The organism is Microbulbifer mixtoriginis (SeqCode), assembly GCF_052466695.1.
The window spans coordinates 2,164,504-2,181,827 of record NZ_CP174285.1; the positions used below are offsets into that span (position 1 = coordinate 2,164,504).

Annotated in this window: 15 protein-coding genes; 6 read left to right on the forward strand and 9 right to left on the reverse strand. The window is 47.5% G+C overall.

Going from position 1 to position 17,324, the window contains the following annotated elements:
- Positions 1–4 precede the first annotated feature (4 nt).
- Positions 5–1,375, reverse strand: coding sequence for a hypothetical protein (locus tag ACJJI0_RS09630; RefSeq protein WP_444885695.1), 1,371 nt, complete (start codon positions 1,373–1,375; stop codon positions 5–7).
- Between the two features lie 97 nt (positions 1,376–1,472).
- Positions 1,473–2,966 (reverse strand): Na+/H+ antiporter NhaA, encoded by a 1,494-nt coding sequence (gene nhaA, locus ACJJI0_RS09635; RefSeq protein ID WP_444885696.1) that lies wholly within the window; start codon positions 2,964–2,966, stop codon positions 1,473–1,475.
- 124 nt (positions 2,967–3,090) lie between these two features.
- Here nhaA and ACJJI0_RS09640 point away from each other — a divergent pair, with 124 nt between their 5' ends.
- Together ACJJI0_RS09640 and ACJJI0_RS09645 are read left to right on the forward strand one after the other, a co-directional pair.
- Positions 3,091–3,852, forward strand: coding sequence for a TlyA family RNA methyltransferase (locus tag ACJJI0_RS09640; protein ID WP_444885697.1), 762 nt, complete (start codon positions 3,091–3,093; stop codon positions 3,850–3,852).
- 305 nt (positions 3,853–4,157) lie between these two features.
- Positions 4,158–4,661, forward strand: coding sequence for a thermonuclease family protein (locus tag ACJJI0_RS09645; RefSeq protein WP_444885698.1), 504 nt, complete (start codon positions 4,158–4,160; stop codon positions 4,659–4,661).
- A 160-nt stretch (positions 4,662–4,821) separates the two neighbouring features.
- Here the strand turns inward: ACJJI0_RS09645 and ACJJI0_RS09650 are convergent, their stop codons facing one another.
- Positions 4,822–6,213, reverse strand: coding sequence for an amidohydrolase family protein (locus ACJJI0_RS09650; RefSeq protein WP_444885699.1), 1,392 nt, complete (start codon positions 6,211–6,213; stop codon positions 4,822–4,824).
- 984 nt (positions 6,214–7,197) lie between these two features.
- Between ACJJI0_RS09650 and ACJJI0_RS09655 the strand changes: the two genes are divergently transcribed.
- Positions 7,198–8,262 carry a bile salt hydrolase gene (locus tag ACJJI0_RS09655; protein WP_444885700.1) on the forward strand — a complete coding sequence of 355 codons (1,065 nt, stop codon included), beginning with the start codon at positions 7,198–7,200 and terminating at the stop codon, positions 8,260–8,262.
- A gap of 119 nt (positions 8,263–8,381) precedes the next feature.
- Here ACJJI0_RS09655 and ACJJI0_RS09660 read toward each other — a convergent pair whose 3' ends face one another.
- From ACJJI0_RS09660 to ACJJI0_RS09670, 3 genes are all read right to left on the reverse strand, one after another.
- A complete protein-coding gene (locus tag ACJJI0_RS09660; protein WP_444885701.1) occupies positions 8,382–8,777 on the reverse strand; it encodes a GNAT family N-acetyltransferase in 396 nt (131 codons plus the stop codon).
- A gap of 49 nt (positions 8,778–8,826) precedes the next feature.
- Positions 8,827–9,294, reverse strand: coding sequence for an OsmC family protein (locus ACJJI0_RS09665; RefSeq protein WP_444885702.1), 468 nt, complete (start codon positions 9,292–9,294; stop codon positions 8,827–8,829).
- 187 nt (positions 9,295–9,481) lie between these two features.
- Entirely contained in the window at positions 9,482–9,826 is a 345-nt protein-coding gene (locus ACJJI0_RS09670; protein WP_252085039.1) for a 4a-hydroxytetrahydrobiopterin dehydratase, read from the reverse strand.
- A 264-nt stretch (positions 9,827–10,090) separates the two neighbouring features.
- Between ACJJI0_RS09670 and ACJJI0_RS09675 the strand changes: the two genes are divergently transcribed.
- The gene (locus tag ACJJI0_RS09675) at positions 10,091–11,914 is read left to right on the forward strand and encodes a DUF885 domain-containing protein (protein WP_444885703.1); all 1,824 of its coding nucleotides are present in this window, start codon (positions 10,091–10,093) and stop codon (positions 11,912–11,914) included.
- A gap of 20 nt (positions 11,915–11,934) precedes the next feature.
- Here ACJJI0_RS09675 and ACJJI0_RS09680 read toward each other — a convergent pair whose 3' ends face one another.
- On the reverse strand, positions 11,935–12,621 hold the full coding sequence (locus ACJJI0_RS09680; protein ID WP_444885704.1) for a sterol desaturase family protein: 687 nt from the start codon (positions 12,619–12,621) through the stop codon (positions 11,935–11,937).
- Between the two features lie 212 nt (positions 12,622–12,833).
- On the opposite strand from ACJJI0_RS09680, the gene ACJJI0_RS09685 reads away from it, so the two are divergent.
- The gene (locus tag ACJJI0_RS09685) at positions 12,834–13,751 is read left to right on the forward strand and encodes a LysR substrate-binding domain-containing protein (protein WP_444885705.1); all 918 of its coding nucleotides are present in this window, start codon (positions 12,834–12,836) and stop codon (positions 13,749–13,751) included.
- Between the two features lie 185 nt (positions 13,752–13,936).
- Here ACJJI0_RS09685 and ACJJI0_RS09690 read toward each other — a convergent pair whose 3' ends face one another.
- The gene (locus ACJJI0_RS09690; protein ID WP_444885706.1) at positions 13,937–15,445 is read right to left on the reverse strand and encodes a fumarate hydratase; all 1,509 of its coding nucleotides are present in this window, start codon (positions 15,443–15,445) and stop codon (positions 13,937–13,939) included.
- A gap of 141 nt (positions 15,446–15,586) precedes the next feature.
- Positions 15,587–16,342 (reverse strand): hypothetical protein, encoded by a 756-nt coding sequence (locus ACJJI0_RS09695; protein ID WP_444885707.1) that lies wholly within the window; start codon positions 16,340–16,342, stop codon positions 15,587–15,589.
- A gap of 330 nt (positions 16,343–16,672) precedes the next feature.
- Here ACJJI0_RS09695 and sodB point away from each other — a divergent pair, with 330 nt between their 5' ends.
- The gene (gene sodB, locus ACJJI0_RS09700; protein ID WP_252085033.1) at positions 16,673–17,254 is read left to right on the forward strand and encodes a superoxide dismutase [Fe]; all 582 of its coding nucleotides are present in this window, start codon (positions 16,673–16,675) and stop codon (positions 17,252–17,254) included.
- Positions 17,255–17,324 lie beyond the last annotated feature (70 nt).

The following is a 17,324-nucleotide window of genomic DNA, read 5'->3' on the forward strand; positions in this document are numbered from 1 at the left end:
GCGCCTACCAGTCTAGCGAAGAGGGTAAGCGTGGCGACGACAACAGCTTGGCGAAGCGCTGCCAGCGCTCTTGTGCACTGCTTGTATCTCGCTCCACATAATCAGCTACCAGTTTTTTGCCCCAGTTGTAATTAATGACATAGGCACCGTAGGCATCGACAAAATCCTTGCGCTGCTTTGCCTTGGCCGGGCTCATCAGCGTGTATTTCTCAAACAGTGCCGCAACTTGGTCTGGGGCAATTTCACCATCGATATACTGCCGAGCAATTTCATTGCCGGCAAAACTGAGCTTATCCACCAGTCCCATCACCCGCTCATACTTTTGCGCACTTTGTGGGTCCAACCCGGCGAGGGGATAAAGTACCTCCATCTCGAAGCGGTTTTTTTCCTCCCCAGGAAAGGCCAGGTCGATACCGTAATTGGCACTGCCCTCGGCAATCAGAGATTGGGGACTGAACAGCGGATACACGCTGTATTCCACCCAGCCACGGTCTTCCACCAGCGTTTGCTCCAACAGCGCGTTATAGGTGTGATGGCCCGGGTAGCCTTCATGGCAGCCAAGGTCGATCGCTCGATCAATGGTAATCGGCAAGCCACTGTTCACCTGTATCAGGCTATGCGCCCCTCCCTGATACCAGTTGTAACCGCTCCAGGGTTTGTCACTGACATATTCAAGGGCAAAATTTTCATCCTGTGGCAGCGGAATATACTGCTTGGTGCGCTTGCGACACTCCGCAATGGCTGCATCAAAAACCTCTTGGAGCTTGTCCACTGGGATTTCATACTGCTGCCGAAACGCCTGCACTCGCGCACTTAGGGGCTCATTGCCGGGCAACAGCTCATCCAACTCCTGCAAGAGTGGATCGAAACTAGTGAAATTTTGCCTGGGGGGCTCGGTGTCATAAAGCTCGCGCGCTTCTTTGGCAAAGTTGCGCTCGCTTTCGCCAGCAAGGCTGCGGGCATGAGCCACCAACGCAGCCAGTTGAGTTCGCAGGTAGTGTAGACGCAGGCCGTCAAGGGAACCATCCGCCACGCCCTCTTCGGGTAGCAGAGCGATGAGGGCGTTACCGCGTTTGGCAATATCCGCCGGGCTGGCCTGGCTCTGCTCCGTCTGCTCTCGCCACTGAGCCGGGCCATAATAGGCATCGACATAACTCTTGTCGTGATTACCCAATTCCAACACCAGGGCAACATAGTCCCTGGCCACTGTATCCATGGACATATCCCCTTTCCCTTCTATTGCAGTTTTTTGCCCTTTAACCTCTACTGCTTCTCGTAACTTATCCTCTGATCGCGCTTTACCCTCGCAGGCGACAAGAAATAGAGGTGCAGCCAGAATTGGCAACAGACCCACCGCCTTTACTACTTGTTTCATTATTATTTCTCTTGAAATTTATTTCACATCTGGAAGTTTACTCAGCCGGGAAAACCCCAAAACGGCCTGCTATGGCAGGACCAGGCCGAGATGCCCCTCAACGTTGACGACCGGGATTTTCCTGAGCGGAGCTATCTTGCTTCTCTAAGCCTTCTTGCTGAGCTTCACTGCCCCCCGCAGGCTCAGGTTCCCGACCACCGGTCTGTACATCAAACTCTTCGGTAACCGGCGCAGTGCGCAGTACCAGGAAACCAGCGATACCGGCAATTACAGAAGCCAGCAAGATACCTGCCTTGGCCTGATTCAACAGGTTGTTCTGGTAACTGAACGCCAATTCGGCAATAAAGATCGACATAGTAAAGCCGATACCGCCGAGTAATGCCACGCCAATGATATGCTGAAAATTAGCCAACTTAGGTAAGCTGCCCAAGCCTAATTTCCAACCGATCCAAGTAGCCCCCACAATCCCAATCAGCTTTCCGAATACCAGCCCAGCGATTACCCCCAGGGTTACCGGGTTGAAAACTGCACTTGAGCTAGTAAAGCTATCGAAGGGAATACCTGCATTAGCGAGCGCAAAGATGGGAATCACCAAAAAGCCAACCGGAGTGTGCAGGCGGGTTTCCATACGCTGCAGAGGAGACTGCGCCAGGTTAACGCCACTGCCAAGGGCCATAACCCGTGCGCGTAAGGCATCGTTGGCAATGATTTTATCGCCGGGCCGGAAACAGCGATCAAAGCTGCGGATAATATCTTTAACGAAAGTACTAAACGCCACTGGATCGTACTTGGGCTTCGCCGGCAGCGCCATTGCAGTTATGACCCCCGCAATGGTGGCGTGAACTCCGGCCAGATAAAATTCATACCACAGCAGAATGCCCACAAATACATAGGGGGGGGAGTTACGCACGCCAGCCGCCTTCAGCAACCACATAATCACAACCAGGCAACCCGCAGCGATCAGCGCGGTCATATTTACCTGCTCTGTATACCAGATAGCGATCACCAGAATGGCGCCCAAGTCATCAACAATAGCCAGGGCCACTAAGAAAGTCACAACCGCGCGAGGCACACGATTACCCAATAAGGCAATACAGCCCACGGCAAAAGCAATGTCCGTGGCCATGGGGATTCCCCAACCGCGCTCCGCCTCACCGCCAGCATTGAATGCTGCATAAATCAATGCCGGCACCACCATGCCACCGATTGCCGCCATCACAGGTAGTACCGCATGGCGCAGATCGGACAGCTCCCCTACCATAAATTCCCGCTTGAGCTCCAAGCCCACTAAAAAAAAGAAGATCGTCATTAGACCTTCATTAATCCAGTGGTGTAGCGATAAAGAAAACTCCCAGTTTCCCACAGTGAAACTGATGGGCATATGCAAAAGGGTTATGTAGACATCTTCCAGGGGGGAGTTTGCGATAATGAGCGCCGCCAGCGCAGAAAGCATCAGTAAAATACCACTGCTGCTCTGCCGGTGGATAAACTCTTCAAAAGGTGTCACCAGGCGCCCAAAAGCCTGTTCTAAAGGCGCCTCAAAAACCTTTCCTTTGCGGATCTTGAACTTATTCAGAACACTTTTTGCCATCGACAACCCCCTCTTTAGTAAAGAGTAGCCCGACTAGAAACGGAGCCGCACTTCTACCTATGGGAGCCAGAGGTTAGCATGGCCACACTATTCTTAACCATTTGACAGGACCCAGTAGTAAAACATGACCCGCTTGGACCAACTGCTAGTACAGAGAAAACTCGCCAATTCCCGCACCCACGCCAAAAAACTGGTTGAAGCCGGCAGGGTCACGCTGTCCGAGGGCGGCCCCATGGAGCTGGCGCGCAAAGCTGGGCAATCCGTCAGTGAGAACTGCGCCTTAGAAGTCACTGCACTACCCGAAGATCAATATGTTTCCCGCGCCGGCCTAAAACTTGCCGCGATACTCGATCACACAGGATTAAACCCTATGGGCTGGCACGCCCTGGATGTAGGCTGCTCTACTGGAGGCTTTAGTGACTGCCTGTTGCAGAGAGGCGCCACTTCCGTAGTAGGGGTAGATGTAGGGCGAGATCAGCTAGCACAAAAACTAATAGATGATCCACGTATGCACCTCTTCGAAGGAATTAATGCCCGTTATTTAGAGGCATCACAGCTTTCTCCTTTCGCAGATACTGGCTTTGATGCCATCGTGATGGATGTATCCTTTATTTCCCAAACGTTGATACTGCCGCAGCTGTCTTCTTTACTAAAATCCGAAGGCCAGCTGTTGACCCTGGTAAAGCCACAATTCGAGGTGGGACCTGAGGGCATTGGTAAAGGGGGGGTGGTGCGTGATGCAAACCTCTACCCTCAAGTACGCCAGAAAATTGCATATTTATGTGATGAACTAGGACTTGAGATTAAAGAATATATTGACAGCCCAATAAAAGGTGGCGATGGCAACCGGGAATTCTTACTCTGGGCTGCACATAGAGAAGCATGAGCTAAGAGAACAAAAAAGTTTAATATTACACCACTGAATCCACTTGAACGCTCTATCCTGACATAATTTTAATTTACGCTAGGGTCATCATATTTCGAGGGCCCTATCGATTACGTTTCAAAATAAAAATTTCCAGACAGATCTTAGATACCTACCGCTTAGAATTAAGAAACATTCTCATGTTCGCCTCTCAAAACACTCTCACCCTTTAACAAAAACTATTTATTACTATCACAACCTATAAATAAACACGTAATAAATACTCCCTATCCTGCGCACATAAAACAACGACGCAGATAACCCCAATGAAAAGATTAATTTTGCTATGTGCGCTCTCCACTTCATTACAAGCGGCTCCACTGACTAACTACAGGATAATAGACGGTGACACAGTTCACGGATATGTTTCTGGTGAATATGTTGAAATACGCCTTCAGTGCATTGATGCACCAGAAACCTATCCCAGCGCGCAAATATATGGCCCAGAAGCTACTCAAACCCTGAATCATTTATTGTCATTTGGCACTGTGGATTTCCAATCGACAGGAAGGGATCAATACGGCAGAGAAACTGGCTATCTATTTGCAAATGGGTACAACATCAATCAAGAAATGGTTGCAAGAGGAGCCGCTTGGAATTACGCCTACTATTGCGGAGATAAATTCAAGATTGAGCAAGACTTTGCATACTACTCCAATCTAGGGTTATGGGACGAAATGGAAGCAAAAGACCCCTACTGCTTTCGTAAGAACCTAGATCACGACTTTTGCTATTACAATCCGGAAAACAACTTCTTTTTAGATGATTAAAAACTAAATTTTCTGAACATGAATTTTACCCACTAAGCAAACAGTTCCCATAAAGCTCAAAATAAAAAATCATTAGAGCTACCAAACTGGTCTATAACTTACACCATACGGGAGTATATGGGACTGTTTGCTGATATTTTAAGAGGAGATTCCTTCGGTTTTACCTTTGCGAGGTTGGGTAAGATTCTATTGCCTGTCCACCCTTTTTATAGAGGACTCCTCCTTTCATAACCAATGAGACATTGGATAGAAGGTTAATATGCCTCAGCACATCCCCTCTTACTGCGATGATATCGGCAAATTTTCCTTTAGATACAGTCCCTGATTGGTCCGAAACCCCCATCATTACTGCGGGCCAGTAGGTAGCTGCTCGAATTGCATCCATAGCGGAAAAATTCATCTCCTCAACCAAAACGGCCAATTCGTTCCAAGTGCTTTGGCAATGAAATTTAGTTGGGATACCACTATCTGTTCCCACAAGAAACACCACACCAGCATCTTTAAGCTGGGAGATTTTCTTTTTCAAAGTTGGTTTACGTAAGGGAGTTAACTGCATGTACTGCAATTGCCCAGGGTTTCTCAATGACTGTTTAATATCGTCAATAGTGTCTGGTTTTAGCCCTTTGTGCCAGCATGTATCATCCAGCCTTTCCGGGTTATCCACAGTATTACTATAGTTCCAGAGACCTTCTACGGTTGGAGTCCAGAAAAGCGGGCCTCCAGCAACGCGGCCCTTAGCAGTGCGCTCTTTTAATAACTGGATGATATCTTCAGGGTACTCAGGTGCTGTTGTCAGCCCTGTATGTTCAAAGTTATCGACACCTATGGCCAGCCCTCTGCGGATCTCATCTGGGCGGTGCGAATGAGCTACAACTTTTAAACCATGCTTATGGGCCTCATCCACGACCGTTTGAGCAACTTCTATAGTCATCTTGTCATGGTCAATCAGCTTAATTATATCGACACCAGCTGTTGCCAGTAAGTTTACTTTCTTTTTTGCTTCAGGGGCACTAGAGACTGACCAACGAAAAGCTTCAGTGCCAGGATAAACTTCATGTTGGATAAATGGACCGGAAACAAATAGCCTTGGCCCGGTAATTTCACCAGAAATGATTTTGCGCTTTATCTCTAAAGATGCTTCTAGCGGAGCACCCAAATCACGAACACTAGTAACCCCGGCTAGCAGTAATTGTATTGCACTAGCAGGCATTATTTCATTGGTCAGGCGATGTAGGTAGTGTTTATCCCAATGCACATAGTCCGAGTGTCCACTGAGCATTAGGTGAGCATGATTTTCCCAAAGTCCAGGTAAGACATCCATCCCCTCAGTAGAAATAATTTGATACCCGTCGGGGACGGGAAGCGTTTCAACCGTGCCAACGTCCTCAATTTTGTCGTCCCGAATTAAAATAACACTGTTTGCGATTGGCCGATTACCAAAACCATCGATCAGCCGCCCCCCCACAAGCGCACTTCTCGTCTCTGCCTGAATTGACAAGCTGAACAGCAACATAATACCAAGAGATGATGCCTTAATTATTTTTTTTATCATTAAAATTTCCTTCTATTAGCTGGTGATAAATTCAAATCAACAAAACAGGATAAAAAGCCCCCACTCAACTAAAAGCGCTTAACATGCATTATCTAAATAGGCATACCCAATAGCGCTTCATAGCTTTTCAACCAACATCGAATCGCATAGCTAGTTTTGACCTATATACACCCTACTAACTTAACGAGTAACACTGCAAAGACCATAAATCAGACAATACATTCATCTCTCACATAGTCTAAACAGTTATCTTATCTCTGAGTGTAAACATATTGCAGCATCGCTCACCATCAAGCCCATATTTCATAACGCATAATCAAATCCCGACATAATAGAGACAACATTAATTTTTCACGACAAACTATCATTATATATCGCACTGAACAACAAAATATACAGACCAAAATACAATCAAGAATAAATAAAGAGAAAATAAAGGATAAAAATATTCCGGTCAAAGAACTGGGACTGTAACATTAATTTTTTATGGATTTACAACTCAGCGGCCATCCTACCCACACGCAGTCTTTCATCTCCATTAATAAACTATTAGAAAGAATAAAAATTAGACAAATCAAAAAATAAGCATCTAGAGAACTTACCGCAGTATCTATTGAAATTCTTGCAGTCTACTTAACACTATTAACAAATAAACAACTTAGAATAAAACTCCTAAGAAGGAAATGATGACTACACCTAAAGACGACGTAATATCAACTTACCAACCCTACAACAAATTGCTCAAAACCATAAGCTCTCACGTACCTATATATATTCCTAGCACATCACTCAGAAACTTTTATCTTTCGGCAGAGATAGATAAAACCGACCTCACAAAACCCAAGAGAACCCCTTAAAAATTTGGAATCTACAAGCTTATCATGTATTAAATATTGGCTCTTTTGAAGCCAAGATAGACAGATATTCTTAGAAAAGACAACTAAACTGCATACTTTTAACCACCCTAAATATACGAGTTATGAAGTGATCAAAACAGCTACAAATAAAGTGTCGTTGATTATAACGTTGCTCCTATTTTCCTGGCCATCGATACTCTATGCATGCTCCCGGGTTATCTGGAATACTGAGCAAGGTGTTTTTGCCGCCAGATCAATGGATTGGGGACATTCTTTTGAGGATATTCTTTATATAAATCCTCGAGGTATGAAGATGGTTGGTGAGGATGGCCATAACCCCGCCAAATGGACTTCAAAATATGGAAGTGTTGTACAAAGTATTATTCCTTATGCCCGCCAATATGGCTTCTCAAATAATGACGGTGCTACCGACGGAATTAACGAGAAAGGTCTAACGGCACATATTCTATATCTTGGAGCAACCCGCTACGCCAAACCAAATAATACGCCAGGAGTATCCTATATGCGCTGGCTGCGTTTTATTCTCGATAACCATGCTACAGTCGCAGATGCTGTCATTGGGATGAAAAATATACGCATATCGCCAGTGAAAGTTGGTGGCGAAGTACTTGGTGCACATATGGCAATAGAGGACCCAAGTGGTGACTCAGCTATCTTCGAAATAATCGATGGTAAACTAGTTGTACATCACGGTAAGAAATTTTCGGTCATGACAAATGATCCACCATATGGATGGCAGCTTCAAAACCTGCCTTTTTACCAAGGCTTTGGAGGGCTTAAATCTGTTCCTGGAGGGATTGATGGCGCTGACCGTTTTGTTAGATTATCTTACTATCAACACAATCTACCAAAACCTACGAATGATATTCAGGCAGTCTCTTACCTCCTAAGTGCTATCCGCACTGTGGCCGTTCCTTTTGGCGCACCTTATAGCCGTCCCAGTCAGGAAGAAGGAACTAAAGAACCAGCTACTTATCCCACTTGGTGGCTTTCGGTGATTGATTTAAACCGCCGAATTTACTATTTCAACTGGGTTAAAAATCCAAATATTGTATGGGTAGATTTACATGGAATCGATTTTTCAAAGGGCACAGGAAAGCGGATTGCCGACCCAAAGGACCCCAAATTGGTTGGAGATATCACGGATGTATTTAAGCCACTAAAAAAATGAACAGAAAGAAACACAAGGTGTACAAGTTACTCTAAAAACATTGCTGAATATAAAACACTCTGCCCGATACCCAATATCGCCTTAATTACAGCCAAGAATTTACATACTTTGAAATAAATCTACTTCAACATGTACATCCCTTCACTTTCAGGGCTGCTTAACTTAAAGCCAAACTTCTCGTACAGCTCCGGTACATCCGCCATAAGGGTAATATAAGCAGAAGGAAGCGCCTCACGATCCAAATAAGACATAATGTGTTCCATCACAACCCTTCCCAACCCTTGCCCCTGAAAAATTGGGGCGACAGCGACATCCACAATCTCAAAATTTAAGGCTCCATCACCAACCACCCGCCCCATGGCAATGGTGGTTGAACGAGTTTGAATGTGAATGCCATAGAGACTATTTGGCAGCCCCTTCTCTGCAGCCTCCCGACTTCTTGGGGATAGCCCACTAATCTGCCTGAGGCGCAGAAAATCCTCAACTGAAGCCACAGTTTCAATAACTTTAAACATACTGCCGTCTACATCAGTATTTATGAAACCTACTCACTTCAATGAGTAGTTATACCTCCCGAATCTCAGTAACCACTTCCGTTTTTACGGAGTTAGCAATAAAGCACTGCTTGTGGGAAAAATGGTGGATTTTTTCCAATTGCTCGCGACTAGGTTTCTTTTCGCCAGAAAAGCGGATCAAAGGCCTCAGGGTGACCTTAGTCATGGCCAACTTACCCCCCTCTATTGTATCCATCACGCCTATCGCTTCATCGCGATACTCATCAATGACGAAACCCCTTTTTGCGGCAATTGCAAGGAAAAACAACATATGACAACTAGATAGCGACGCCACGAAAGCTTCTTCTGGGTCGACATTTTCCGGGTGTGAGTAGGGGATTGGGACAATATGGGGAGATGAAGAGGCAGGAACTGACAAACCGCCATCAAACTGCCAAGTATGAGCGCGGCTGTATTGATTGTCAGTAAAAATCTGGTCGTCACGTTGCCAGACCACTGTAGAAGTATACTCAGACAAAATCTCTCTCCTTCTATCCAGGGCACACACTTTCAACTATTGATATACAGGGCTACCGAACGACTCCGGAACCAGGAGGTATTTAGCGGAGTGAATAGAGCCGAAGGGTTCCTTCTAGGGCAACCTCAGTTTAGAAATGACGCGGGATGGCAGAAAATTGGGCGCTAGATGCGCCCTTGGGAGATGCTTAGTCTGCATCTACTTGCTGGTCGGTGCGCGCAGCCATAATAAAATCATTCTTATGCAACCCCTTGGCCTCATGGCTCCACCAGGTCACGGTTACCTTACCCCACTCGGTAAGCAGTGCCGGGTGGTGGCCCACTTCTTCTGCGATGGCACCTACACGGTTAGTAAACGCCAAGGCCTGCTTGAAATTCCGGAACTTGAACACGCGCTCCAGCTGCATAATGCCGTCGCGGGTCATTGGCGTCCAATCAGGAATTTGGCGCAGCAATCCTGGCAGCTCGTCATCGCTGACGAGAGGGGCATCGGCGCGGCAGGCTTCACACTGTTGTTGGGCTAGCTCAGTCATGAATAAATCCTCAAAACCTTGTTTATTATCGGTTATTTCACGTGGGGCTCACTCTAACCGGGGCTCTTCCACGACACAAGCGCAGACGTTAAAAACGCATTATCTACGGTTTTCACTCGCCAATATGGGACAGTGTGCTAAATGCTTGGATATCAATTCACGGTGTAAACAACCATTGTCAGGCTGATCAAGGGTCTCCGGCCGATATGATAATTTTTAAGCAGATACACAAGCGTTTATAAACCCCTTTTGGCAAGGATCGCCATGAAAGCCCCTCTTAAACTGTTGATTTTGACGTCGCTCACTCTTGTTTGTGCCTGTGGCCCCCAAGGTACCGATAGGAAGCGCATAGTGCCCCCTCAAGTTGAAACGATGATTGAAATGCGTGCCGAGATGGAACTGGCCTTTCAGCAGCTGAGCCAACAATTCGTTAACGGTCTGTGGAAACTGTTTCCGTCCTGGGCAGTTCGCGAAGGCTATTATGAGGCTGCCATACATTTACAAGTACCTGACAAGGCCTTCCGCGCCTATCTACTGGACTTCGCTCAAACTTATGAACGCAAGTTCGCCGCTCTGGATAGTGAATTACTCAGTATTTCTTCCCTCACCGATATGGCGCTTATTATGAATTTCCTACAGCGCCTGCAGTGGGAATATACCACCTTCAAATCCTACCAGTGGGACCCTTCCATATATAACGTATCCCATCCTTTTGCCCTGATTTTAAATACCGAGTACGCCCCCCTCAAGAACCGACTGCGCACCTTCAACACGCGTATGCGCTTGGTTCCCGATTACTACCAAGCCGCAAAACAGGCCATCCGTAGGCCCGCCGCGCCACAATTAATGTTGGCTATTCAACAGAACGAAGGTGCCCTGGAAGTTTTTGGGACTAGGGTAGAAAACCTGGTAGAAAGCAGCCAGATGTTTGATGATGAAAAAGAAGTATTCAGGCAACGTCTGCACGCCTCCCGTGAAGCGATAAAAGACTATGTAAACTTTTTAAAAAATTTACAAACCCGCCTGGAAAAATCTGCAAGGTTTCGTGATTTCCGTATTGGAGAAAAGCTATATGAAGAAAAATTCCGCTTTGATATTCAGATTGATACCAGTGCCAGCGCCCTCTACCTGCGTGCTTTGGAAGAAAAAAAACAGGTCCACAGTAAAATGGCGGCGCTCACCGAGCAACTTTGGCCGAAACATTTTCCCGATACCCAGTCACCATCAAATCAAATGGAAAAAGTCCGGCGCCTACTCGAAAAACTATCCCTTAATCATGCCAGTAAAGATACATTCAAAGAGGTTATAGAAAAGCAAATACCACAGCTGGCAAACTTTGTCACACAGCACAATCTACTCGACCTGGACAAAGAAAAGCCACTAATAGTACGCACTACCCCCCCCTATCTTCGTGGCTTTGCTGTTGCCTCTATCAATGCGCCTGGCCCCTACGATAAGAATGCCAATACCTATTACAATGTGTTGCCCATAGAGAATTACAGTGATGAGCAAGCGAATAGCCTGCTGCGGGAATATAACCATTACACTTTGCAAATACTGAACATTCACGAAGCCATCCCCGGTCACTATACCCAGTTGGTTTATGCCAACCAGTCTCCGAGTATTATTAAAACCATCTTCGGTAACAGCGCCATGATTGAAGGCTGGGCGGTCTATGCCGAACGTATGATGCTGGAGGCTGGATACGGGGATTTTTCGCCGGAACTCTGGCTGATGTACTACAAGTGGAATTTACGCGTGATTACCAACACCATTTTGGATTACGGTGTACAAGTTAAGGGGATGACAGAAGCCGAAGCAATGAATTTAATGGTTGACGGGGCTTTTCAACAACGGGCTGAGGCGGAGGGGAAGTGGCGTAGAGCAACTCTCAGCCAGGTTCAACTCACCAGCTATTTTGCCGGATTTACTGATATCCTTGCCTTGCGCGAAGAAGTAAAGAAAAAGCTCGGAGATAAATTCGACTTAAAGGAATTCCATGAAAGCTTTCTAAGCTTTGGCAGTGCGCCAGTGCCGATTATTCGAGAACTAATGTTGACCCAACTGGAGAAGACGGGTTCTATTTGAACCAAGCACTCTGTAGAGCTCTAACTCTCACTCTTCTGACAAGATCCAATAGATTTCCAGTGAAAAGTGCCCAGCAAAAGATCAAACAGAGGGATGGTCAAATTAAAATTACATTCATTCATCCACTTACGTTGATGATGTATGCGATGCAATTGAGCCAACTCACGCAAAACAGGAACTCGATGGAACCAATGATTTAGAGGCTGGTGGTATCCCAAGTGCAACAATTCATAACCCAAATGATTTCCCACCATAGTCACAATCAAGAGGTAACCAGCATTCATCGAAAAAAGTATGGAGAAAAAGTATCCTAAAATTGGCGCAATCACTAAAGCAAGAGTCGCAGTTAAATAAGTGGGGAAAAGTACTATTCTCCAGTCTCTGGTAGAGTCAATAGAAAATAGGGGGGGAGAGAAAAAACTGTGATGATCCCCGGTATGTCTGCGATAAAACAGCCCTGCAATCCGAATCTTTTTATGACCAGCCCAACGGTGACTAGCGTATTCAGAAAAATTATATATAACAGTCCCTGCGGGGATCACTAACAACTCCCAGGTTTTTAACAAATCCAATTGAAATATGCAGTAGATACAAACCCCGGCACCAATAGCTAGAATACCCATCAGATGAAGCCATCCATGGTAACGGCCTTTCACTCGCGCCCTGTATCCAGCCCTGAAAGGGGCCGCATCGTGATTGATCGACATATTTGCTCCTTTTTATTAGCGTTGGAATTCCGTAAAACTATATAAACAATCAAAACCCGGCAGTTTGATTACATCCATCTAATAGCGATGTACAGAGTGCCCCTCATCATTTGCACTAGAAAATTTAAGAATTTGATTGACCAGAAATATAATCAGGCGGATGATTGAATTCTAATAAATAATAATTAACAGCATTATTTGTGAGATTGATAATGTCGAATCATCTCAGATCAATGGACTTGAATTTACTGCCTGTATTTGATGCCCTGATGGTCGAACGCAACCTGACTAGGGCTGCAGTAAAGCTACATATGAGCCAACCTGCAGTAAGTGCTGCCTTAAAGCGTTTGAGATCCACCTATAACGATGCACTTTTTATCCGCACCGCAAAAGGCCTACGCCCTACCGAGCGTGCGCTGGCACTACACCCTTCCATTCACACGGCTCTTGGGGCAGTGAGATCAAGCTTCCTGCAGCTCGACTTTGAACATCGCGAGGCAGAACGGGATTTTTCGATTGTTCTACCCGATGTGGTGGAAACCCTTATGATTCCAGGACTCAGCGCCTGGCTACGAGAGTATGCACCAGGGATAAAGCTCACAATATTACCTGACGAATCAGAGATGACTTCCAGAATGGTAAGCAATGGTGAAGTCGACTTAATTATCGATTATTTACCATTAGAATCTCCCAATTACAGCAGCCTGATTATTGCCGAAGAAGAATTGGTGGTGATCGCAGGGGAGCATAATGAGAAGGTAGGAAAATCCATCTCTGAGGCGGATTTTCAATCAATACCACAAATATCATTGCTGAGAGGAAACCCCGTAGGCTCACCGATGGAGAGGCTGGCCAGACCGAATAAATTGCAGCGCAATATTTGCCTGCGTGTCCCTCACCTATCCTCCTTTCCTCATATAGTCGCCACCACCGATTTAATTGCCGTTGTACCCGCAAGGATGATGAAGTCCTCTCATTACCGAGCATTACCTGTTCGTACAATTGAACTGCCTATGGATTTTCCCAAGGTCAGCCTGCAGCTGATTTGGCATAAGTCACAAACCAACAACCCCGCCCATCGCTGGTTAAGAGAAACCATTTTGCAGCTTTACCCAGAGCTGGGGATGTAGAGGCTTTTGGAGTGGGCTGTACCAGGATGAATCTAATTGAGGCATCAGGTTAGGCTTTTACTATGCCTGTTTTACCGTGACTAGCTGAGAAGACAACCTAGTCCCGCCAAACTTAATCCCTAAAAGCTTGAAGACAAAAAAGCCGGGAACCTCGGGGACCCGGCTTGTTTAAATTGGGGCAGCCCTTAGGCGATACCCTCCTCGATTTTCGCCTTCCAGATCAATGGTCCCGTGGTATGCACAGACTCACCTTGGCTATCGACTGCTACGGTTACTGGCATGTCCTCCACCTCAAACTCGTAGATGGCTTCCATACCCAGCTCCGGAAAGGCAATTATCTTGGAGGCTTTAATCGCCTGAGCCACCAAGTACGCAGCGCCACCCACAGCCATTAGGTACACTGCTTTATTGTCACGAATCGCTTCAATTGCCATTGGGCCACGCTCTGCCTTACCGATCATCCCTTGCAGGCCGGTCTCTTCAAGCATGGTGCGCGTAAATTTATCCATACGGGTGGCGGTAGTTGGGCCTGCGGGGCCAACTACTTCATCGCGCACAGGATCTACCGGCCCTACGTAATAGATAAAGCGGCCAGTCAGGTCCACTGGCAGCTTCTCCCCTTTCGCGAGGATATCCACCATTTTCTTGTGAGCGGCGTCGCGACCAGTAAGCATCTTGCCATTCAGCAGCAAGGTTTCACCGGGCTGCCAGCTCTGCACATCCTCTGCAGTAACGGTATCCAGGTTGACACGACGAGTATTGCTGCCAGCTTCTCGAGTAATTTCCGGCCAGTCTTCCAGTTTCGGCGGAGTCTGGCGCGCGGGGCCAGAGCCATCAAGAGTGAAGTGGGTATGACGAGTGGCGGCGCAGTTGGGAATAATTGCTACGGCCTTATTTGCTGCGTGAGTGGGATAATCCTTCACTTTCACGTCCAAGACAGTGGTCAAGCCACCCAGGCCCTGGGCACCAATACCCAGCTTGTTGACGGAATCGTATAGTTCCAGGCGCAACTCTTCGGCGCGGTTGGAGGCACCGCGCTCCTGCAACTCCTGGATATCGATAGGATCGAGCAGGGATTCTTTGGCCAGCAACATAGCTTTCTCAGCAGTACCGCCAATGCCGATACCCAGCATGCCCGGCGGACACCAGCCCGCCCCCATCTGAGGCACCATCTTCAGAACCCAATCCACTACAGAATCAGAGGGGTTGAGCATGGCAAATTTGGTTTTGGCTTCACTGCCACCACCTTTGGCTGCCACATACACTTCCACAGTTTCACCAGGAACGATTTCATAGTGAATCACTGCCGGAGTGTTATCGCCGGTATTCTTACGGGCGCCATCTGGGTCGGCAAGAATAGAGGCGCGCAAAACGTTGCTGGCATTTTGATAAGCGCGGCGCACACCTTCGTTGACCATGTCGGTAACGCTCATGTCCGCTTCCCAACGCACATTCATACCCACTTTCAACTTCACGGTGACAATGCCGGTATCCTGGCAGATAGGGCGGTGGCCCTCGGCACACATCCGTGAATTGATCAGGATCTGGGCCATGGCGTCTTTGGCCGCCGGGTTGACCTCTTTCTCATAAGCCTTGTTCAGGGCCTGAATGAAGTCCTGTGGGTGGTAGTAAGAGATAAATTGCAGCGCATCAGCAACGCTGTCGATCAGATCATCCTGGCGGATAGTGGTCATGCCCAACTCCGATTAACGTCTCAAGGCCGGCGATTCTACACGAAATGTAGGGTTATTGGCCTGTTATTAAAATGGCGATAAATTTTCCACAGGCAATAAAAAAGGCGAACCCAAGGTTCGCCTTTTCTAGCCCCTGAAAAACTACATTGAGGAGGCTGTAGGCTCACTGGACTGCAGAGAGCGAATCGCATCGCGCAGTTGTACCAGATCTTTGTTCACTGAGCGACGGTAGGCATCAATAGACTCCACTGCCTCTTCATTGGCTCCGACACGCATAGTCAGATCACTGCGCACAGAGGCCAGCTGACGCTCCAGGCGTGAAATTTTGTCGGTCATCTCACGCTTGCTCTCGATACTGCCTTTACGCAATTCCGCCAGGGCAGATTCAACCGCAGCAATCTTTTTCACACTGGCATCGAGACTACCGAGCTTACTGTTGAGTGAAGCAACTTGTTTCTTGTTGACTTCGTTTGCGGCCTTATTGGCTGCAATACTCTTGCGGTTGGTATCGTAAGCCACCCCCCAAAGCTTGCGGATCTCGGAGGAGTTCTCCTTGGCCTTGGCGCTCAGCACCTCAACGGAAGCTGTAGACTCCTCATCAGAGAGACTAAAGCGCTTCTCCAGCTCAGCAATCCGGTTCTCGGCATCGGCTATGCGATTCTCCGCGTTGACCAGCTGGGTACGGCTTTCCTGCCACTGCTGGTAGAGGAAACCAGAAGCAGCAAGTCCCCCCATGGCTAAGACCAAGGCACAGAGGCCTAGGAAGGAGAAGCCACCGCGGCGCTCCTCAACGATCACTTGTGGTTCCTGGGACTGCTCGCTGCGCTCAGGAGAGCTGGGCTCCAGTGCGGGTTCGATGGCGGCGCTGCCGTCCAGTGTGGGCTCTCTACGTTGCATGTATCAATACACCCGGTAACTAATCTGGTGGGTTCGGTACTGGTCAGTTCGGGATTGTCCCGCCCGGCACCGCTAAATTCATTACTTAGAGACAATCAAGCCGGGACAGATTCGTCGAATTATGCGGCAGTTATACCAAAAATTGACGAAAAAGTAATCGGCCACAAGTAAGAATAGACGACAGCAAAACATTGGTGTCATCAAACACCACCCCTTGAGTTCGAGGAAAACGTCCCAAAATCCCCTATTCTACTGCGCCGGCTTAATTCTGGCATACGGCGCGTGTAGAATGCTCTCACCAATAACCCTAAACAAAGGAAGGAAGACACCATGGCTTTCGAATTGCCCGAACTCCCCTACGCGATGAATGCCCTGGCCCCCCATATCTCTGAAGAGACTCTGGAGTACCACTACGGTAAACACCACAAGACTTACGTTGACAAGCTGAATGGTCTGCTGGAAGGCACTGCTGACGCCGATAAATCCCTGGAAGAAGTGATCAAATCCTCTTCCGGTGGTGTATTTAACAATGCCGCACAAGTATGGAACCACACTTTCTACTGGAACTGCCTGAGCCCCAACGGCGGCGGCGAAGCCACTGGCGCTGTTGCAGAAGCTATCACCGCAGCATTCGGCAGCTTTGACAAGTTCAAGGAAGAGTTCACCACCAGCGCGGTAAACAACTTTGGCTCTGGCTGGACCTGGCTGGTGAAAAAAGCCGATGGTTCAGTAGCTATCGTCAACACTTCCAACGCAGCCACTCCGCTGACTGATGAAGGCGTTACCCCACTGCTGACCTGCGACGTATGGGAACACGCTTACTACATCGATTACCGCAACCTGCGTCCTAAGTACATGGAAGCTTTCTGGGCGCTGGTGAACTGGGAATTTGTAAACCAGAATTTCGCCTAATCGCGGAATTACCTAAAAAGCGGGCACTGCCCGCTTTTTTTATGGGAGGAAATCACTCCCGACATGGCTC